24 protein-coding genes are annotated in these 19290 nt (G+C 66.4%); 7 read left to right on the top strand and 17 right to left on the bottom strand.

Annotated elements, in window-relative coordinates:
* Positions 1-66 precede the first annotated feature (66 nt).
* The 4 genes from thiL to hisG all read right to left on the bottom strand — a co-directional run bounded on the left by thiL (position 67) and on the right by hisG (position 3511).
* A complete protein-coding gene (gene thiL / locus ASE13_RS02775) occupies positions 67-915 on the bottom strand; it encodes a thiamine-phosphate kinase (RefSeq protein WP_056611103.1) in 849 nt (282 codons plus the stop codon).
* Positions 916-1056: 141 nt separating this feature from the next.
* Positions 1057-1518: a transcription antitermination factor NusB gene (nusB, locus tag ASE13_RS02770; protein ID WP_056611100.1), complete on the bottom strand. Its 462-nt coding sequence runs from the start codon at positions 1516-1518 to the stop codon at positions 1057-1059.
* Between the two features lie 56 nt (positions 1519-1574).
* Positions 1575-2864 (bottom strand): histidinol dehydrogenase, encoded by a 1290-nt coding sequence (gene hisD / locus ASE13_RS02765; RefSeq protein WP_056611096.1) that lies wholly within the window; start codon positions 2862-2864, stop codon positions 1575-1577.
* A complete protein-coding gene (hisG, locus tag ASE13_RS02760) occupies positions 2861-3511 on the bottom strand; it encodes an ATP phosphoribosyltransferase (protein WP_056611093.1) in 651 nt (216 codons plus the stop codon). The genes hisD and hisG overlap by 4 nt, the downstream gene beginning before the upstream one ends.
* Positions 3512-3560: 49 nt before the next feature.
* On the opposite strand from hisG, the gene ASE13_RS02755 reads away from it, so the two are divergent.
* Together ASE13_RS02755 and ASE13_RS02750 are read left to right on the top strand one after the other, a co-directional pair.
* A complete protein-coding gene (locus ASE13_RS02755) occupies positions 3561-4643 on the top strand; it encodes a DUF2332 domain-containing protein (protein ID WP_056611090.1) in 1083 nt (360 codons plus the stop codon).
* 1 nt (position 4644) lies between these two features.
* Complete coding sequence (locus ASE13_RS02750; protein WP_056611088.1) at positions 4645-5022, top strand: DUF6157 family protein; 378 nt, start codon at positions 4645-4647, stop codon at positions 5020-5022.
* Positions 5023-5204: 182 nt separating this feature from the next.
* Here the strand turns inward: ASE13_RS02750 and ASE13_RS02745 are convergent, their stop codons facing one another.
* The 4 genes from ASE13_RS02745 to ASE13_RS02730 all read right to left on the bottom strand — a co-directional run bounded on the left by ASE13_RS02745 (position 5205) and on the right by ASE13_RS02730 (position 8336).
* Complete coding sequence (locus tag ASE13_RS02745) at positions 5205-6095, bottom strand: alpha/beta fold hydrolase (RefSeq protein ID WP_056611085.1); 891 nt, start codon at positions 6093-6095, stop codon at positions 5205-5207.
* A 274-nt stretch (positions 6096-6369) separates the two neighbouring features.
* A complete protein-coding gene (locus ASE13_RS02740; protein WP_056611082.1) occupies positions 6370-7269 on the bottom strand; it encodes a pirin family protein in 900 nt (299 codons plus the stop codon).
* 78 nt (positions 7270-7347) lie between these two features.
* A complete protein-coding gene (locus ASE13_RS02735; protein ID WP_056611077.1) occupies positions 7348-8049 on the bottom strand; it encodes a glutathione S-transferase in 702 nt (233 codons plus the stop codon).
* Positions 8050-8051: 2 nt separating this feature from the next.
* Entirely contained in the window at positions 8052-8336 is a 285-nt protein-coding gene (locus tag ASE13_RS02730; protein ID WP_056611074.1) for a BolA family protein, read from the bottom strand.
* Between the two features lie 90 nt (positions 8337-8426).
* Between ASE13_RS02730 and ASE13_RS02725 the strand changes: the two genes are divergently transcribed.
* Positions 8427-8990 carry a J domain-containing protein gene (locus tag ASE13_RS02725; protein ID WP_414885310.1) on the top strand — a complete coding sequence of 188 codons (564 nt, stop codon included), beginning with the start codon at positions 8427-8429 and terminating at the stop codon, positions 8988-8990.
* Here ASE13_RS02725 and ASE13_RS02720 read toward each other — a convergent pair.
* Genes ASE13_RS02720 through ASE13_RS02685 form a run of 8 tightly spaced genes read right to left on the bottom strand, consistent with a single transcriptional unit; the run spans position 8987 to position 13877 of the window.
* Positions 8987-9646, bottom strand: a complete 660-nt coding sequence (locus ASE13_RS02720; protein WP_056614607.1) for a dihydrofolate reductase family protein — start codon at positions 9644-9646, stop codon at positions 8987-8989. The two genes, ASE13_RS02725 and ASE13_RS02720, sit on opposite strands and share 4 nt — an antisense overlap.
* A gap of 12 nt (positions 9647-9658) precedes the next feature.
* Positions 9659-10309 carry a glutathione S-transferase family protein gene (locus tag ASE13_RS02715; protein WP_321164344.1) on the bottom strand — a complete coding sequence of 217 codons (651 nt, stop codon included), beginning with the start codon at positions 10307-10309 and terminating at the stop codon, positions 9659-9661.
* The gene (locus ASE13_RS02710; protein ID WP_056611064.1) at positions 10306-11076 is read right to left on the bottom strand and encodes a VOC family protein; all 771 of its coding nucleotides are present in this window, start codon (positions 11074-11076) and stop codon (positions 10306-10308) included. Before ASE13_RS02710 ends, ASE13_RS02715 begins: the two co-directional genes overlap by 4 nt.
* Before the next feature lie 54 nt (positions 11077-11130).
* Positions 11131-11490 carry a DUF1428 domain-containing protein gene (locus tag ASE13_RS02705; RefSeq protein WP_056611061.1) on the bottom strand — a complete coding sequence of 120 codons (360 nt, stop codon included), beginning with the start codon at positions 11488-11490 and terminating at the stop codon, positions 11131-11133.
* A gap of 42 nt (positions 11491-11532) precedes the next feature.
* Positions 11533-12195, bottom strand: a complete 663-nt coding sequence (locus ASE13_RS02700) for a glutathione S-transferase family protein (protein ID WP_056611058.1) — start codon at positions 12193-12195, stop codon at positions 11533-11535.
* Positions 12196-12205: 10 nt separating this feature from the next.
* Entirely contained in the window at positions 12206-12688 is a 483-nt protein-coding gene (locus tag ASE13_RS02695) for a VOC family protein (RefSeq protein WP_056611055.1), read from the bottom strand.
* 23 nt (positions 12689-12711) lie between these two features.
* A complete protein-coding gene (locus ASE13_RS02690; RefSeq protein WP_056611052.1) occupies positions 12712-13152 on the bottom strand; it encodes a VOC family protein in 441 nt (146 codons plus the stop codon).
* Positions 13153-13166: 14 nt separating this feature from the next.
* Positions 13167-13877, bottom strand: coding sequence for a DUF899 family protein (locus tag ASE13_RS02685; protein ID WP_056614604.1), 711 nt, complete (start codon positions 13875-13877; stop codon positions 13167-13169).
* A gap of 77 nt (positions 13878-13954) precedes the next feature.
* Between ASE13_RS02685 and ASE13_RS02680 the strand changes: the two genes are divergently transcribed.
* On the top strand, positions 13955-14650 hold the full coding sequence (locus ASE13_RS02680; RefSeq protein WP_056611049.1) for a winged helix-turn-helix transcriptional regulator: 696 nt from the start codon (positions 13955-13957) through the stop codon (positions 14648-14650).
* Between the two features lie 82 nt (positions 14651-14732).
* The gene (gene cobS / locus ASE13_RS02675; RefSeq protein WP_056611047.1) at positions 14733-15740 is read left to right on the top strand and encodes a cobaltochelatase subunit CobS; all 1008 of its coding nucleotides are present in this window, start codon (positions 14733-14735) and stop codon (positions 15738-15740) included.
* A 509-nt stretch (positions 15741-16249) separates the two neighbouring features.
* On the opposite strand, the gene ASE13_RS02670 is transcribed toward cobS, so the two are convergent.
* Entirely contained in the window at positions 16250-17044 is a 795-nt protein-coding gene (locus ASE13_RS02670; protein WP_056611044.1) for a hypothetical protein, read from the bottom strand.
* Positions 17045-17172: 128 nt separating this feature from the next.
* Between ASE13_RS02670 and cobT the strand changes: the two genes are divergently transcribed.
* Both cobT and ASE13_RS02660 read left to right on the top strand, forming a co-directional pair.
* Positions 17173-18996 (top strand): cobaltochelatase subunit CobT, encoded by a 1824-nt coding sequence (cobT, locus tag ASE13_RS02665; protein ID WP_056614601.1) that lies wholly within the window; start codon positions 17173-17175, stop codon positions 18994-18996.
* Positions 18993-19262 (top strand): ribbon-helix-helix domain-containing protein, encoded by a 270-nt coding sequence (locus tag ASE13_RS02660; protein ID WP_056611041.1) that lies wholly within the window; start codon positions 18993-18995, stop codon positions 19260-19262. The genes cobT and ASE13_RS02660 overlap by 4 nt, the downstream gene beginning before the upstream one ends.
* The last annotated feature ends 28 nt before the right edge of the window (positions 19263-19290 follow it).

Genomic DNA, 19290 nt, shown 5'->3' with positions numbered 1-19290 from the left:
CGGCCTTGCCACCGGTCTTTGCGGAGCCGGGAAGGTATCGGGCGCCCCGGGCGGGCGCAACCCGCCTCAGCGGTGTTCGTAGCCGAGCCGTCCGGGCGGGGATTTTCCGTCGAGCAGAAGGGGTTGCACGGATTTCTGAAGCATCGTGCCGATCCGCGTGGCGGGCACCGGCAGGACGATTCCGTCGGGGGCGGCGAACAGCAGTTCGTAATCGTCGCCCCAACTCGCCGCCGCCAGCCGGTCGCGCGCACCTTGCGCAAACGGGATCGCGTCGAGTTCGATCGCAGCCGTGCACCCGCTCGCCTCGGCCATCCGCCGCGCATCGAGCAGCAGCCCGTCGGACACGTCCATCATCGCATGGACATGGCCGCCCAGCGCCAGCCCCTCGGCCAGCCGTGGGCGCGGGCGCAGATAGGCCGCGCCGTCACCCGCGTCGAACCCGAGCATCGCCGCGCCGATCGTGCCGGTGACGTAGAGCGCATCCCCTGCCCGCGCCCCGGTTCGCGCCGGAACCGGCCGTACCGTCGCCCGGCCGATCGCCGTGCAGCCGAACGTCGCAGGGCCGGAATGCGCGATGGTGTCCCCGCCGAGCAGCTTGACGCCATACGCATCGAGCACTTCGCGCAACCCCGCCACGAACCGCTCGGCACCCTCGACCAAGGTTGCGCCGATCAGCACGCCGATCGGCTCGGCGGCCTTGGCGGCGAGATCGGACAGGTTCACGGCCACCAGCTTCCACGCAATGTCGGCAGGATCGGTGCCGAGGCGGTAATGCACCCCCTCGGCAATCGCGTCGTGCGTGACCACCAGCGCCTCGCCGCCGATCTCGATGACGGCCGCATCGTCGCGCAAATCCTGCGCGCCGGGATGCAGCGGGAGCGTGCGCAAGGCAGCGATGAACTGGGCTTCGTCCACTCTAACGCCTCCCCGGCACGGGGAGGGGGACCATGCGCAGCATGGTGGAGGGGGAGCGCCACGAGGGAATCCACCGGGGAGAGCCCCCTCCACCACCGCCTTCGGCGGCGGTCCCCCTCCCCGTTCCGGGGAGGATCAGGCTCAACCCCGCACTTCCTTCGCCACCGCGTCGAGGATCCCGTTGACGAACCCCTTCTCGCGCCGGTCGTAAAATGCGTCGGTCACGTCGAGATACTCGCTGATCACCGCACCGACCGGCACATCGGCCCGCGCCATCAGCTCGTACGTCCCGGCGCGCAGGATCTGCCGCATCGGCTTGTCGAGCCGGTCAAGCGACCAGTCGGCAGCGAGTTTATCCGCGATCAGCCGGTCGATCTCCTCGCGCCGCGCGTCGACGCCCTTCACGATGTCGTCGAAGAACGCGACATCGGCATCGGCATATTCGACATCCTCGATCGTCGCGCCGAGCCGGTGTTGGTGGAATTCGGTGAGCAGGACGGTCAGCTTCGTCCCCTCCATCTCCTGCTGGTACAGCGCCTGCACGGCGGCCAGCCGCGCGGCGGCGCGGGCCTTGGATCGGGTCTTGGCTTTGGGGCTGGGCATAATTCTCTTCACTACACCGTTCGCGGCGCGCTTGTCGAAGCGCCTGGCAAACGGGTTCAGGGTTTCAAACGGATCGCGACCGATTTCGCGTGCGCGGGCAGCCCTTCGGCGTTGGCGAGCGCAACCGCGGCCGGGCCGATAGCAGCAAGCCCGGCTTCGTCCAAGGCCAGGAAGCTCGTCCGCTTCATGAAATCCAACACCGACAGCCCCGAGGCAAAGCGCGCGCGGCGCCCGGTCGGCAGCACATGGTTCGGCCCCGCGACATAATCGCCCACCGCCTCGGGCGTATGCCGCCCGAGGAACACCGAGCCGGCATGGTGGACCATGTCGAACAGTCCCTCCGCTTCGTCGCATGCAAGCTCGAGATGCTCGGGCGCCAGCCGGTCGCACAGGGGAATCGCCTCGACGAGGCTCGGCACGACGATGATCGCGCCATTGGCGTCCCAGCTCGCCCGCGCCGTCGCCGTGGTCGACAAGGTCTCGATCTGCGCATCGACTGCCGCTGCCACCCGGTCGCCGAACCCGGCATCGTCGGTGAACAGGATCGACTGGCTGGTCGGGTCGTGCTCAGCCTGGCTCAGCAGGTCCGCCGCGATCCATTCGGGATCGTTCTTGCCGTCGGCGACGACGACGATCTCGCTCGGCCCCGCAACCATGTCGATGCCCACCACGCCGTAGAGCTGGCGCTTGGCCTCGGCGACCCACGCATTGCCCGGGCCGGTGACCACGTCGACCGGCGCGATCTTTTCGGTGCCGTAAGCGAGCGCCGCGACTGCCTGCGCTCCGCCGACGCGCCACAATTCGTCAACGCCCGCGATATGCGCCGCCGCGAGCACCAGCGGATTGACCTCGCCGTTCGGCGTTGGCGTCACCATCACCAGCCTCCGCACGCCCGCGGCCTTGGCGGGAATCGCGTTCATCAGCACCGAGCTGGGATAGGCCGCCCGCCCACCGGGAACGTACACCCCCGCCGAATCCACCGCCCGCCACCGCGCACCCAGCCGGATGCCGAGCTCGTCGATCCCGTCGCTGTCCTCCGGCTTCTGCTTGGCGTGATAGACCGCGATCCGCTCCGCCGCGAGTTCGAGCGCGTCGCGCAGTTCGGGAGTCAGCCCCTCCCACGCCGCAAGGCAATCGGCGCGGTCGATCTGCCAGCCGGTCTGGTCGAGATCGTGCTTGTCGAACAGCCGGGTCAGGTCCTTGACTGCCGCGTCGCCTTCGTCGCGCACCCGCTTGATGATGTGCGTGACGTTGCGCGCGACATCCTCGTCGGCCTCGCGGCGGGCGTTGACGAGGGCGGTGAACTTCGCGGCGAAACCGGGTGCGGAGGCGTCGAGACGGATCACGCCACAGCCCTCCGGAACGCATCGACCAGCGGCACCACTTCGCCCGCGCGCATCTTGAACGCCGCGCGATTGACGATGAGACGGCTGGTGACCTGCGCGATCACTTCGACTTCGACGAGCCCGTTCTCCTTGAGCGTCTTGCCCGAAGAGACGAGGTCGACGATCCGCGGCGCCAGCCCGAGCACCGGCGCCAGCTCCATCGCACCGTTCAGCTTGACGCACTCGGCCTGCACCCCGCGCGCCTCGAAATGCGCACGGGTGATGTGCGGATACTTCGTCGCGATGCGGACATGGCTCCAGCCGCGCGGATCGTCCTTCTTCGCCATGTCGGCGGGCTCGGCGACCGAGATGCGGCAATGGCCGATGCCGAGATCGACCGGCGCATAGAGCTCCGAATAATCGAACTCGGCGAGCACGTCCGATCCGACGATGCCGAGCTGCGCCGCGCCATGCGCGACGAAGGTGGCGACGTCGAACGCACGCACCCGGATCAGGTCGATCGCAGGGCTGTTGGTCTTGAAGCGCAGCGCCCGGCTGTCCGGATCAGCAAAGGCGGGTTCCGGCACGATGCCGACCGCCGCGAGCAGCGGCAGCGCCTCGTCGAGGATCCGGCCCTTGGGCACGGCAAGGATGAGCGGTTCTTGCATGGGTGCCGGGGCTTTACTTGGGGGGTGCCCCGGGCGCAACACGCGCCGCATGGCCGACGAACAGACCAACCGCGACAGTTTCGCCATCCAGGCCGGCTATTGCACGGCGATGGCCGCGCCGATCACCGCGCGCGTATCGACCGTGCTTGGGCAGAGCCTTACCCGCGACAGCGAAACAGGCCGCCGCGTGCTCGACTGGCCCGGCGAGCCTGTGGCCGACGCGCTGGTGCTGCGGCTGATCGGCGGTCTGCATGCGCTGCACCGCCGCGGCGTGCCCGAAATCGCGCCCGTCTTCACCGGCGCGATCACCGACGAAACGGAGGTCGGCACGATCCTCAACGCCGTGTTCGTCGCGCACGATGCCGAACTCCTCCCATGGCTCGACGGCCCGCCCCAGACCAATGAGGCAGGTCGCTCGGCCGGCCTGATGACCGGCATCCTCCATCTGGCAGTACGCTACGGCCCCAGATTCGAAGTGCTCGAGATCGGATCGAGCGCCGGCCTCAACCTGCTGATCGGCCGCTATCGCTTCGATCTGGGCGGCGTCCGCGCCGGCCCCGCCGGCTCCCCGGTCGAGATCAAGCCGGAATGGCGCGGCCCGCCGCCTCCGGATGCGCCGGTCGAGATCCTCTCCGCGCGCGGCGTCGATATCCAGCCGCTCGATCTCTCGGGCGATCGCGACGCCGAGCGGCTGCAAGCCTATTGCTGGGTCGAGAACACCGAGCGTCAGGCGCGGCTGGAAAAGACCATCGCGATGGTCCGCGCCGAGGGTGTCGATCTGGTGCAGGGCGATGCCGCCGACTGGATCGAGGTCCGCCTCGCCGAGCCGCAGGCGGAGGGCGTGACGCGCGTCCTGATGCATTCGGTCGTCTGGCAATATCTCCCCGATGCCACTCAGCAGCGCATCGCCGACGCGATGCTCGCGGCGCGCGCGCGCGCCACGCCCGAGCGGCCGCTCGGCTGGGTGATGATGGAGCCCAACCGCGATCTCCACCGCCACGAGGTCCGCGTCCGCGGCTGGCCCGGCGACACGCCGATGCAGCTGGTCGCGCTGACCCATGCCCACGGCGCCTGGGTCGAGGCGCTGCCGCCGCCCTATGAGACCCGCCCCTATGTCATGCGGGCCTATTAGGATGCACAGCACCAATTATCGCGACACGCTGATCACCGTGTCGACGGATTGTCCGGTGCCCGGCGGCACGATCCCCGAAAAACCCGGCACCATCGCCACGATCCAGCACGCCCTGCTCGCCACGCCTTACGCGATGACCAGCGACGACCTGCTCTACGAGACGCACCGCGCCCGCGGCGGCGACAAGACCCGCGAAGACTTCTTCGCCAGGCCCCAGGCGTGTCTCCGCGCCTCGCCTCTGGTCAAGCAGTTTGGTTGGGGCATCCACCACGACGCCGAGGGCCGCATCGCACTGCTCGATCCGCAAGGCGAGACCTATCGCGAGCTGCTCGCCGACGCCTCGGTCAAGAAGACGCCCGGGATGCGCAGCAAGCGCTAACCACGAGCAGCTTGCAATGTAGGATTTCGCCTGATTGAGTGCCGTGCCGGAAAATCCCCGGCCGCTCTTTGAAACGTCCGATCCGGCGCGCAATAATGTTGCGAGATTGAACGCGTTACGGTGAAAAGAGTCAATTTAACGCGGACCGGGCCAGCGTCTTTGCGTAACGTCCGCAAACTTCGCTAGCCCTCCCGCGCCAGCAGCCACTCCCGCATCGCCGCGGTCACCGCCTCGGGCTTTTCCCAAGGCACAAAATGCCCGCCATCCTCGATGCGGGTAATGGTCAGATCGGGCACGAATTCGTCCAGCTCGAGCTGCACCGGCAACAGCGCCTTGTCCTGCATGCCCCAGATCACCAAAGTCGGCTGGGTGATCGGCGGGAAGGGCGCGTCGAGCCAGACCGGACGTTCCGCATCCTCATCGGGCGCAGGCACGACGATGCTGCTGGCGCGGTACCAGTTGAGCATCGCGGTCATCGCGCCGGGCTGGCCCCATTCGTCCATGTACGCCGCCTTGTCCTCGCCCGCGATCCCGCCAACGATGTGCTGCGCGAAGGTCGAGGCGAAGAAGCGCTCGAGCCCGGCGCCGATCAGTCCCTGGTCGATCCGCGTGTCGCGGAAGCGGGTGATATACTGGCTTCCCTTTCGCTGCGCCGGATCGTCGAACAGCGATTTCTGGAAGACCTTGGGATGCGGTGCGTTGACGATGATCAGCCGCGCGATGCGCTGCGGGTTCTGCAGCGCCGCCATCCAGGCGATCGCCCCGCCCCAGTCATGCCCGACGAGCGTGAAGCGATCGACCCCGAGATGGTCCGCCAGCGCGAGCAGGTCGCCGACCGGCTTGTCTGGGGTATAATTCTCGACGCCCTCGGGCTTGGACGAGCGCGCGAAGCCCCGCTGATCGGGCGCGACGACATAATGGTCCTTCGCAAGTTCCGGAATCTGATGCCGCCAGGTCCGGTGCGATTCGGGAAAGCCGTGGAGCAGGAAGATCGGCGGGTTGGCCGGATCGCCCGCGATGGCGACGTCGAGCTCGACTCCGGTGGGAAGGGCTATCCGCTGGAGTTCCGCCATATTCCCCTCCTGCTCTGTTCCCCTTCCGCTTGCGGGAGGGGTTAGGGGAGGGGCTGGCCTCCCGTTCCATTTCATGCCCTCCCCCGACCCCTCCCGCAAGCGGAAGGGGAGCGATTGGGGCAGCCGCTTGCCCTTGGTGCGGCTGGTCAGGTGGAACCGGTCGCACCGATCGCAGCGATAGAGGCGGAGTTCGAGCCCCGAACGCTGGATCGCCGCCAGCGCATCGGCCTCCGAGGCATAACCCGCCTTTCGCCGGCAGACGCTGAGCCTGGTCCTAGGGATAGCTCACCGTCTTGGGCACTTCGGGGATTGGGATCCATTCCTTGTCGTCGCCGGGAACCTTGGGGAAATTGCCGGCCGTCCAGTCCTGCTTGGCCTGGTTGATCCGGTCGCGGCTCGACGAGACGAAGTTCCACCACACGTGCCGCGGCGTCTTGAAGGCCTCGCCGCCGCACAGCATCACGCGCCCGCCGCGCTCCGAACGCAAGGTCGCCGCGGTGCCGGGACGCAGGACATAGAGCGTCATCGGCTCGAGCCTGAGCCCGTCGAGGCTCGCTTCGCCCATCGACACATAGACCGCGCGCTCGTCGGCACCGGCATCCACGGGAATGCTCCCGCCGGGCGCGAGCGCGATGTCGGCATAGATCGTCCCGGCATAAGTCGTGGTCGGCGCGGCGGCGCCCCACAGCGAACCCATGATCACTCGGGCGGTCGCGCCGCCCGCCTCGATCACCGGCAGATCCGCCGCGGCGACGTGCTCGAACGCCGGATCGATCTCCTCGTTCGCCTCGGGAAGCGCGATCCAGGTCTGGATGCCGGAGAGTTCCGGCCCCTTGGCCCGCTCGGCCGAAGGCGAGCGCTCCGAATGGACGATGCCGCTGCCCGCGGTCATCAGATTGACCGCACCGGGCTCGATCGTCGCGAAGGTGCCGATCGAATCGCGATGGTCGATCGCGCCGGCATAGAGATAGGTCACCGTGGCAAGGTTGATGTGTGGGTGCGGCCGCACGTCGATGCCGGTGCCCACATCGAGCCGCGCCGGGCCCATTTGGTCGAAGAAGATGAAGGGGCCCACCATCGTCCGCGGCCGCGACGGCAGCGTGCGGTGCACCTTGAAGCCGCCCAGATCATGGGTGACGGGCTCGATCGTCTGGATGATCAGGTCTTCGGTCATGCTGCCTCCGTTCGATCACCGGAATAGCCAGTCGGCGGGGGGCGGGACAGCCACAGTTTGGAAAGGCAGATTTTCCGATCAGGCGGCATCCAGCTCGGGATAATGGCGGAAGATGCCCTGCGTGTTGAAGCCGATCCGCCGGTCGCTGGCGCAATAATCGTGGATGCCGGGGAGTTGCGCCACACGGTCGCGGATGGCGATCAGCTTCGGATAGTCCCCCTCGATCGCCTTCATCCGCTTGGGGAACATGTAGTGCAGTCCCTCGATCAGCTGGAAGATCGACGTGTCGCCATAGCTCCAGCGATCGCCGGTCAGCCATTCGCCCTCGACCGAGCGTTCGAACCAGCCGAGGAACTTGGGCATGCGCTTCTCGCGGAACTCCTCGGCAAAGCGGGTGGCCTCGGCCCGCTGGTCCTCGTAATAGAGCCCGGTGCCCACCGGATGATGGACCTGGTGCACTTCGGCGATGAAATCGGTGATGGTGAGCTGGACCTCGTGGAGCCAGCGCCGCGCGGCCTCGTCGGCGGGGGCGATGCCGTGCCGCTCGCCCAGATAGAGCAGGATGTTGGCGACCTGTGCGATCACCTGCGTGCCGGTATCGAGATAGGGCGGCGCGAAGGGTGGGCGATGCTTCCGCGCCTTCATGTCCTCGATCAGCGCGTCCGAGCCACGCTCGCGCGCCACATCGACATAAGCGATGTCGCCCGCCTCCATCGCCAACCGGACGAACTCGCCCCGCCCCTGGATCTCGGCCCAGTACCAGAGCTTGTACGTCGTCATGCTTATTCTCCCGGAGCGCGTGCCTTTATCGCGAGCGCGTGGATGCGGCCGGCGAGCAGGTCGGCGAGCGCGTTGTTGACCAATCGCTGCCGCTGAACGCGCGACTGGCCCACAAAGGCTCCGCTCTCGATCACCACGGTCCAGTGCGATTCGCCGGTGCCGTCGTCGCCGAGATGGCCTGCATGATGGTGGCTGTCGTTGATCACCTCGAGCTGCGTCGGGGCGAGCGCGGCGATGAGACGGGCGGCGATGATGTCGGCGAGTCCGCCGCTGGCAGGGTCGGTCATCGCGCCTATATAGTCCGTTTGTTGAAGGGAGGTAGCGTGCCTGACGGCCAGCCGAGAAAGGATCGACCGAATTCCCGTTTCCACGGTCGCGTGGAGGCGCAGGGGCGGCTGTGCGCCGAGCCGGGCTGTGCCGAACCGGGCGAGTTCCGCGCGCCGCCGCTCGAAGGCACCGGCCGCGCCGGCGACGGCCCGCCGCCATTTCGCTGGCTATGCCTCGAGCATGTCCGCGCGTTCAATTCGGGCTATAATTTCTTCAAGGGGATGAGCCCCGACGAGATCCACGACGCGCAACGCCCCTTCGCGGGCTGGGAGCGCGAGACGCGCGCGTTCAACGCCACCGGCGGCGCCGATCGTCCGCCGCGCTGGGCGGACTTCTCCGACCCCCTCGACGCGATCAGCGCGCGCTTCCGCGAGCGGATGAAGGACCGCGCCGAACGCAAGGACGGCAAGCCGCTGTCGGGCAAGGACCGCGAGGCGATGCGTACGCTGGCGCTCGAAATCGACGCCGACCGGATGGCGCTCAGGAAACGCTATTCGGAGCTGGTGCGCCGCTTCCACCCCGATCGCAACGGCGGCGACCGCGGCCATGAAGCGCAACTGCAGGACGTCATCGCCGCGTACCAGCACCTCAGAAGCTCGCCGGCCTTCGCCTAGCCCTCGCGCTTCATCCGTTCCTGCCGGGCCAGCTCGCGCGCGCTCGGTTCGGACATCTGGAAGCTGCCGATCGGCACTTCCCCAGCCGGCTCGTACGTCGCCATCGCCACGCCGGTGGTGCTCGTCTGATGCTCGACCAGCTTGAGCGCGAAGGGCGGCGTGCCATCGCCGAACAACCGCTTGCCGCCGCCCAGCACCACCGGAAACGTCATCACGAACAGCCGATCGATCAATCCTGCCGCGAACAGGCCCGGATAGAGCGTGGTGCTGCCCTGGATCAGGATGTCCGAGCCCTCGCCCGCCTTGATCCCGGCGACCGCGTCGATGCTGCCGACGCGGTGGCTGTTCTGCCATTCGAGCGGCTCGTCGCCGCGAGTCAGGACGTATTTGTTGGCCTTGTCGAACGCCGGTCCGATCGGATCGTCGGGGCCGACATAGGGCCAATGCGCCGCGAAGATCTCCCAGGTCTTGCGCCCGAGCAGCAAGTCGAAAGGCCCTCCGAACATCGCGCCCATCGCATTGCCCATCGCCTCGTCCCAAAAGGTCGCAGACCAGCCGCCGAGCGCGAAGCCGCCGGTCCAGTCCTCGCTCGGCCCTCCCGGCGCCTGCATCACGCCATCGAGCGACTGGAACACACCACCGATGATTCTACGCATCGACATTCTCTCCTAGTCTCTGTCGGGGGCGCCCAGGGGGAAATAGGCGCGATAGGGGCGAGCCTCCTCAACCGCGCGCACGACCGAAGGTCGGGCGAGCAGGCGGGCGCGGTAGGCCCGCAGATTGACCAGCTTCTCGGGGATCGGATCCACCCAGTCGGCGTAGAACAGCGCCGGCGCGGCTGCGCAGTCGGCGAGCGAGAAGGCGCCCGCCGCCGCCCATTCGCGGCCCTCGAGCCAGGTCTCCAGCCAGGCATAGCTCTTCTGCAACGCCGCCTTTGCCTGCTCGACCTCGATCGGGTCGTGCCGCTCCGGGCCGCGCAATGCGTCCGCAACCACCCGATTCATCTGGTTCATCACGTGATTGTCGAAGATGCGATCGAGCATTCGCACTTCGAGCGCCGCGTCGCCCTCGGGAAGGAAGGCGACCGCGCCGGGATGGAAACGCTGGAGGTGCTCGATGATGACGCTCGATTCGATCACCGGACGGCCATCGTCGACGAGGAGCGGAAACTTGCCCGGCGGCCACAGCCGGGCAAGTTCGGCGGCGTTCGCCGGATCCTCGATCATCCGATACTCGAACGGCGTGTCGTTCTCGTAGAGCGGGATCAGCACCTTCCAGCAATATGACGAAAAAGGGTGCGCATAGAGCTCGAGCATCAGCGCGAACCCACCACGCCGAACTTCGCGCCCTGCGGGTCCTTGGCATAGATCACGAAGTCGCCGCCGGGCACTTCCATCGGCTCCTGGACGATGCTGCCGCCGGCTTCCTCGATGCGCTGCTTCGCTTCGTCGATGTCGCCGACCCGGAAGAAATAGTTCCAGCCCGGCGTCTCGCCCGGAGGCGCCTTCATCACGGCGCCGATCATGCCGCCGTCATGGCCGAGAAAGCTGTAATCGCCCATCTCGCCCATCGGCATCGCGCCGTCCTTCGTCCAGCCGAACTGGTCGCCATAGAAAGCGAGCGCGGCCTGATCGTCGCTGGTCTGGAGCTCGTTCCATTCGCCGTGCCCCGGCGCCATGCGCTTGAACGCAGTGCTGCCTTCAGGGCTGGAGCCCTTCATGACGTAGAAGACCACGCCCTGCGGATCGGCGACCATCGCCATCCGGCCGACGCCTTCCAGCGTGGTGGGCGGCATATGGATGCTGCCACCTCCTGCTACGATCTTCTGCGCGGCGGCATCGACGTCATCGACGCCGATATAGCCGTACCAGCCGGGCCGCGGCCCCGGATCAGGGACCTTCATCAGGCCCGCGACGCCTTGGCTGTCCGGCGCGTTGAACACGGTGTAGCCGCCGGTGTCGACGATCGTGTCATTGGCATAGGGAACCGCGCTCCAGCCTATCACCTTCTCGTAGAAGGGCAGCGCCTTGTCGGGATCGGCGGTCATCAGCTCGTACCAGATCGGCGTTCCATGCGGATTGGTCATGATGAGTCTCCTTTGTCAGTTCCTCCCCGAGGCGAACTCGGGGAGGATCGGGGTTCAGCCTTCGCCTTCGTCGACGATCGGCTCGAAGCCGCCCCAGAACATGCGCTTGCCGTCGAAGGGCATATCGGCCGGCGGCTTCATCCGCTCGTCGGCCATCACCTTTTCCCAGCCGGAATCGCGCGCCTCCTTCGAAGGCCAGATGATCCACGAGAAGACCACATTCTCGGCCTCCTCGGCCTTCACCGCCATGAAGAAGTCGGTGGTCTTGCCGCGCGGCAGGTCGTTGCCCCAGGCTTCGACCACGCGCGTAGCGCCATATTCCCGGAAGATCGGCGCGGCCTTTGCGGCCATCTCGCGATAAGCTTCCTTCTTGCCCTCGGGTACGGGCACGACGAATCCATCAATGTAAGACATCTTCTCTCTCTCCTCTTTTTATCCGCTTTTTATCCGCGCCGCTCAGGGGGCCACGGGTTCCGGTTCTTCGAAATCGGCGAACTGCGCCGCCAATGCGCGCTGGAAGGCGGGGCGCGCTTCGCCCCGCGCCTGATAGGCGGCGAGCGTGGGGAATTGCTCGACCAGTCCGGTGCCGCGTACGATGCGCAGCACGGTGACCATCATCAGGTCGCCCGCAGTGAAGCGCTCCTCGAGCCATTCGCGATTCCCCAGATGATCGGCGAGCCGCTGGAGCCGGCCCTGGATCATCTTGACTACTTCGGGCCGCCGCGCCTTCGCCCAATCCTCGCCGGCGCTGAACAGGTCGATCGTGGCGAGCTGCTGGAGATAGGGCTCGATGCTGTTGAGCGCCGCGATCACCCACGCCGTGGCGCGGGCGCGCTCGCCCGGATCGGCCGGCAGCAGTGCCTCGCTCGACTGGCCAATATGGAGCACGATCGCTCCGGATTCGAACAGGCTGACCTGCTCGTCCCGGTAGCTCGGCACCTGGCCGAAGGGCTGCTCGATGAAATAGTCCGTCGGGCGCTCGCCCCTTGGATCGAGTTTGCGCACCGCATAGCCCTTCCCCGCTTCCTCCAGCGCCCAGCGGACGCGCAGGTCGCGGACGAGGCCGCGAGCGAAATCGGGCACCCAGCAAAAGGCGCTGATGGTCGGTTGGCCGGTCATGTCGCTCTCCTCAGGCCGCAGCCGCGGCGCGCTCGATCGTCGCGATGTCGATCTTGCGCATCTGCATCATCGCATCCATCGCGCGTTTCGCGGAGGCGGGATCGGGATTGTCCCAGATCAGCTCCATCATCCGCTTGGGCGTGATCTGCCAATTGACGCCCCATTTGTCCTTGCACCAGCCGCACGCGCTTTCCGCGCCCTCATTGCCGACGATCGCGTTCCACAGCCGATCGGTCTCCTCCTGGCTGTCGGTGAGGATCATGAAGCTCACCGCCTCGGTCTGGGGGAACATCGGGCCGCCGTTGAGGCCGACGAATTTCTGGCCCAGCACCTCGAACTCGACGACGATCACTTCACCCGCCTTTTGCGAAGGCGTGTCGGCCGGCGTGCGCTGGACGCGGGTGACGCGGCTGTCGGGAAGCAGCGACGCGTAGAAGTTCGCCGCTTCCTCGGCGGTATAATTGTACCAGATGCAAGTGGTCAGCTTGTCCATTTTACCTCTCCTGTTTCACTCGATCAGGCCGGCTCGTGTGCCGGTCCCTCGGGGAAGGCGGCCATCGCCGCTTCCATGTCCATGAACATCGGCTCGAAGATGTGGCCGTCGGGATCCTCGAAAGACCGGCCGTACATGAAGCCCATGTCCTGCTTCTCCCGGATATCTGCCTTGCCGCCGGCCGCCGCCGCCGCCTCGACGATCGCGTCCACTGCATCGCGGCTGTCGCGCGACAGCGCGATCAGCACTTCGGTCGTGGCATGCGCGTCGGCGATCTGCTTCGGCGTGAAGGTTTTGAAGAAGTCTTGCGACAGGATCATGAACACGATCTCGTCGGAAAGCTGCATCGCACTCGCCGCTTCGTTGCTGAAGCGAAGATCCTTGGTGCAACCGATCGCCTCGTAGAAGGCAGTCGACTTGGCCACGTCCTTCACGGGCAAATTCACGAAGATCATCTGGGGCATCGTTCTTCTCCTTTTCATTTCGTCGGATACGTGAGCGACGGGTACCAGTCTGCACCGCGTCCTTCGGGGGTGGAGTCGAGAATCGTCCAAAGCGGCATCAAATCGGGTGCACCGCGCGGGTCCTGGCCCGGGTCCGCAGTGCTGTCGTCCATCTCTCCCGCCCAGAACAACCGGATGGTGCCGTCGCGGCGAGAGAAGACGAGGAGCTGCGGAATGTCGCCACCGTCGGGGGCGAGCGCACCGAAATCGCGGCTGAACGTCTGCTCGGCGTCCGAATAGAGCGGCAAATGCCGCCAGCCGCGCTCCTCGGCAAAGGCGCGGAGCTTGTCGAGCGGCGAGCGCGCCGTCACTGCGAACGCGATACGTTGCTGGATGTCGAGCGCCTCGCCTTCCCAGGCCGAGAGCAACGACGTGCACATCGGGCAAGGCCGTTCGCGCTGCGGCCCGAACATCCAGGTGTAGACGACGAGCGTATCCTTGTCGCCGAACAGCGCCTCCAGCGTGACAGGGCCCTCGGCGCCTTCGAAACTGTATTCACGGGTGACTTCGGGTCCCGGCGGAAGTGCGCGGCGCTGTTCGGCGACCTGTTCGATGTGCCGGCGCAGCTCGATTTCCTCCGCCAACAGCGCAGTGCGCGCGGCACGATATTCGGCGCTTTCGCCGGGCCAGCGCGCCTCGCAGCGCGCCGCCAGTATCTCGGCCGGAGCCAGGATCGTTTCGATCATCACGCAAACCTCCGCTTGTCCGCTGTCGCGAATCGCTTTCTTGATCTTGATGCGCGACTCAGTTATAAAAAGCAACTATGGAGTCACAAAAAATAACTACCATCGATCTCGGCAAGGCGCGCCGCTGGTATCTCGACGCCTGCGGAACCGCTCTGGCAATGGATCTGGTAGGCGAGCGTTGGACCCTGCTGATCGCCCGAGAACTGCTGTTGGGCCCAAGGCGCTTCGGCGAGATACGCGGGGCGCTGGAGGGGCTGAGCGCCAACATCCTGACCCAACGGCTGGAAGGCATGGAGAAAGCCGGCATATTGCGTCGCCGCACCCTGCCCTCGCCCACCAACGCCCAGGTCTATGAGCTCACCAAATGGGGCCGCGCGCTGGAGGAGCCGATCTTCGCGCTCAGCCGCTGGGCGGCGGGATCGCCCGCGCACGACGTGACGCTGCCGCTCAGCAACGGCGCCTTCATGCTCTCGCTGCGAACGATGATGGACGGTGCGGCCGATCCCGATTTCGCGCCCGATCTCGGCTTCCGCATCGGCGGCGAGCCCTTCCGCGCGCAGATCGTGAACGGCATGCTCGAAATCGAGCGGCGCGATCCCGAAGGGGCCGATGTGATCTTCGCCGGCGAACCGACGAATCTGGCGGCGACATTCTACGGCCGCGACCCGCTGATCGAGTCGATGCGCGAGGGTCGCGTGACCGTAACCGGCGATATTGTGCTCGGCCAGCGCTTCGTCGACCTGTTTGCCCTTCCCGTCTTCTCCAACGACTGATAGGCGGAGGCCCCCTGCGCTTTGACGTTGCGGTGCGGCAAACAGCCCACTAACTCGCGAGGCGTTCTTGCAGGAAGCGATGATGGCCGACATCCCCAACACCCAGCCCGATAGTCGCGAGACGACGATCCTCGATTCGCCCGACAAGATGGTGAAGGTGCGCGACCTGTTCGGCATCGATTCGGACATGGAATGCCCCGCCTTCAGCGAAGCGGACGAGCGCGTGCCCGATCTCGATCCGGCCTATGTGTTCGATCCCGACACCACGCTCGCCGTGCTCGCCGGCTTCGCGCACAATCGCCGCGTGATGATCCAGGGCTATCACGGCACCGGCAAGTCGACGCACATCGAACAGGTCGCCGCCCGCCTCAACTGGCCGTGCATCCGCATCAACCTCGACGCACATATCAGCCGCATCGACCTGATCGGCCGTGACGCGATCGTGCTCAAGGACGGTCAGCAGGTCACCGAATTCCGCGAAGGCCTGCTTCCCTGGGCGATCCAGACGCCTACCGCTCTGGTGTTCGACGAATATGACGCGGGGCGCCCGGACGTGATGTTCGTGATCCAGCGCGTGCTGGAGACCGAGGGCAAGCTGACCTTGCTCGACCAGAATCGCGTGATCCGCCCCAACCCGTGGTTCCGCCTGTTCGCCACTGCCAACACGGTCGGCCTCGGCGATACCAGCGGGCTCTATCACGGCACCCAGCAGATCAACCAGGGCCAGATGGACCGCTGGAACGTGGTGGTGACGCTCAACTATCTCCCCGCCGCGGTCGAGGCGCAGATCGTGCTCGCCAAGTCGGGCGAGTATGACAAGCCGGGCGGCAAGGAGACGGTGGAGAACATGGTCCGCGTCGCCGATCTGACCCGGAAGGGCTTCATCAACGGCGACATCTCGACCGTGATGTCGCCCCGCACGGTGATCACCTGGGCGCAGAACGCGCTGATCTTCGGCGATATCGGCTTCGCCTTCCGCCTCTCGTTCCTCAACAAATGCGACGAGGCCGAGCGCGCGCAGGTCGCCGAATATTACCAGCGGGTGTTCGGCAAGGACCTGCCCGAGAGCGTGGTCAGCAAGTCGGCCTAGCCTGAAATGCCGGTCGTTCGGCATTGCAATGTAGGATTTCGTCTGCTTGCCTCATTCCCTCGTCGCCCCGGCCTTTGGGACGAGCAGAAGAAGCGGGATCCCGGCTCAAGGCCGGGATGACTGAATTTATCAAGGTTGCTTGGGTTTTCACCCCAAGGTGTGGGGTCTCGCCACCCGCTCTTTGACACTGTCGGATCGATCTCCCTCCAGCATGGCAACGCGCATGTGTCAACGCGCATGTGTCAACGCGCATGTGTCAACGCGCATGTGTCAACGCGCATGTGTCAACGCGCATGTGTCAACGCGCATGCCGCGCGACTGGCGCGAAGAGTCAGACCGTGTCAACCGCGCATTTCATTTTATCGTTCAAAACGAGATACTTACCGTATCTTGTCAGCCTGCGGAAAGTCGAAAGCGTGTCAACCGCCGGCGTGTCAACGGCGGTATCCGGCCCGCGGCTGCCAAGCCCTTCTGGCGCGCTAGCGGGTCCAGTGCGGTTGGAGAGGCGCCTAGGCCATTTTCCGCCCGAAGGTGCGCGGCGCCGGCATCCCCGGTGCGGCGGCCGGCTGGCCCGTCGCTTCGCCCTGCCCGCCATTGAGCTCGCGCAGCCGCGCCGCGATGCGCTGGTCGAAGGTGGCGGTATTGACGTCGGCAGCGCCCATCTCGGGTTCCGCGGCGAGCACATCGGCGACGCGCCGGCGGAGGAACTTCCGCAGCCCGAACACGAATATCCCGCCGATCAGCAGTACTGGCAGGAAGAAAGCGAAGGTCCAGCCGGCGCCCACCTTCGCGGCGGTGCCGGCCGCCGGCTCGCTGCCCTTGCTCTGTGCATGCGCCATGCGGCGCACGCGTTCCAGGAGCTGTTCGTTCGTCTCGCCCGGAAGCCGCTCGATCTCGTTGGCGCTTTTCGGCCGCACCGCGATCTTCGAAGAATAGTTGGCGCGATAGGTCGCCGTGGGATCCAGCCCGAGCTCGACGGTGAGCATCGTGAGCTCGGCACCGCCCAATTTCACATAGCGATCGCCATTATAGAGCACGAAGCTCGGCTCGGCGGGATATATCTCGGCACCGTCACGGACCTGATAAAAGGCGCCGAGGTCGTAATATTTGCCGTCGTGGAAATAGGTGCCGGTGTCGGGCAGGTCGTAGACCTTGTCGATCTTCTCGGCATAGCCGCTGCTCCCGCCAAAGCCGCCGAAGCTGCCGAAACGAAAGCGCCGCCGCGCCTCGGCGGGCTCGGCCAGTGCGGCGAACAGCGCCACTGCACCCATCACTGCCAGTACGAACTTGCCGCGTGCCCGCATCCGCCGTCCCCAAAGCCGATCGCTGCAATATGCTGAAGGTTGATTAGTATTTCGCTAAACGGCGCCCGCACTTCCCGTGGGGGGCCTGCGCGATTGATTTCATGCGGCCTTCCCGCCACATGACTCGCGTGGCAGCCGATTCCCCCCTCGAGCAACTGCGCAACGTCCTGGGCGGAACCGCGCGCGCATTGTCGGGCGAGGCCGAAGCCGAGCTCGCCTTCACTTCGGAGGCGCCGCGCCAGGACGGGCGCAGCATCAAGGTGCCGATGCCGTCGCGCACGCTGCCTGCCGAGCAGGTCGCCGAGGCACGGGGCTTCGCCGATGGCTTCGCGCTGCGCCTCAGGCATCACGACGTGGGCATGCACCAGCGGGCCGCGCCCGGCGAGCCGGTGGCGCGCGCAGTATTCGATGCGATCGAAACGGCCCGAATCGAGGCGCTCGGCTCGCGTGGCTATGCGGGGATCGCCGCGAATCTGGAGCATTCGCTCGGCGTGCGGCTGCGGGCCGATCCGATTGCACGCGCACGCAATCGCGAGGAAGTACCGCTATCCACGGCGCTGGGGCTGATGGTCCGCGAGCGCCTGACCGGGCGCGAGGCGCCGGCCAGCGCGGCGATGGGCATGGCGCTGATCCGCGACTGGGTCGAGGAGCGCGCCGGCGCCGATCTCGACGCGCTCGCACTGACGATCGACGACCAGCGGGCTTTCGCCAGCCTCGCCACCAAATTGCTCCAGGACCTCGAACTCGTCGAAGGCGAGATGATCCCGGACGAAGCCGATGAGGGCGGCGGCGAGGACGAAGGCACCGACGACCAGGACGAGCCAGGCGACGAGGACGGCGACAGCGACGCCCAGCAGGGCGAAGGTGAAGTCGAGGCCCGCGGCGAACAACGCGAGTCCGACGAGGCGGAAGGCGAGGACAGCCAGTCCGAAGCGATGGACGACGCCGACGGCGAGCCGGGCGACGACGGCGAGGAGGGCATGATGCCCACGCGGCCCAATCGCCCGTGGAGCGACATGCCGCCGCAGTTCGAATATCGTCCCTATACGACCCAGTTCGACGAAGTGATCGCCGCGACCGAACTGTGCGATGCCGAGGAGCTCGACCGGCTCCGCTCCTATCTCGACCAGCAGCTCGTCCATCTGCAGGGCGCGGTGACCAAGCTCGCCAACCGGCTCCAGCGCCGGCTGATGGCGCAACAATCGCGCAGCTGGGATTTCGACCAGGACGAGGGGATGCTCGACGCCGCCCGGCTGGCCCGGGTCGTGGTCAACCCGATGCAGTCGCTGTCGTACAAGATCGAGCGCGACACCGAATTTCGCGACACCGTCGTCACCTTGCTGATCGACAATTCGGGCTCGATGCGCGGGCGGCCGATCTCGATCGCGGCGATCAGCGCCGACATCCTGGCGCGCACGCTCGAGCGCGTCGGCGTCAAGACCGAGATCCTGGGCTTCACCACGCGGGCGTGGAAAGGCGGGCAGGCGCGCGAGAAGTGGCTGGCGGAGGGGCGCCCTGCCCAGCCCGGCCGGCTCAACGACGTGCGTCATATCGTTTACAAGCAAGCCGACGAGCCGTGGCGTCGCGCAAAGAAGTCGCTCGGGCTGATGATGCGCGAGGGGTTGCTCAAGGAGAACATCGACGGCGAGGCCCTGCTATGGGCGCATCAGCGGATGATCGGGCGGCCCGAGGAGCGCAAGATCCTGATGGTGATATCGGACGGCGCACCCGTCGACGATTCCACGCTGTCGGTGAATTCGGGCTCCTATCTCGAGCGCCATCTGCGCCAGGTGATTGGCTGGATCGAATCGCGTTCGCCGGTCGAACTCGTGGCGATCGGCATCGGCCATGACGTGACGCGCTATTACAGCCGTGCGGTGACGATCATGGACGCCGAGCAGCTCGCGGGGACGATGGTCGAGCAGCTCGCCGCATTGTTCGACACCGAATGAAGGTCGCTCCGCCTGCCGGAGGGTTTGCAGGCCCGGTAAAACGTTCGGTGACTATCGCCGGGCATCAGACTTCGATCACGCTCGAACCGGTCTTCTGGGAACTGCTCGAGGCGACGGCGGCCGAAAAAGCGCTCCCGCTCAACGCATTGGTGGCGGCGATCGACCATGCGCGCATTCAGACCGACGATCCCCCCAACCTCGCTAGCGCCATCCGCACCTGGCTCGTCGCGAGCCGTCCGGCCGGAGGCAATCTGACACAAAGTTGAGAGCCTTCTCATCGGCATCGGCCCTGAG

The sequence above is a fragment of the Sphingomonas sp. Root241 genome (assembly GCF_001428865.1).
Classification (GTDB): Bacteria; Pseudomonadota; Alphaproteobacteria; order Sphingomonadales; family Sphingomonadaceae; genus Sphingomonas.
The sequence above is the reverse complement of the archived record's forward strand: the minus strand, read 5'-3'. Positions and strand labels throughout refer to the sequence as shown.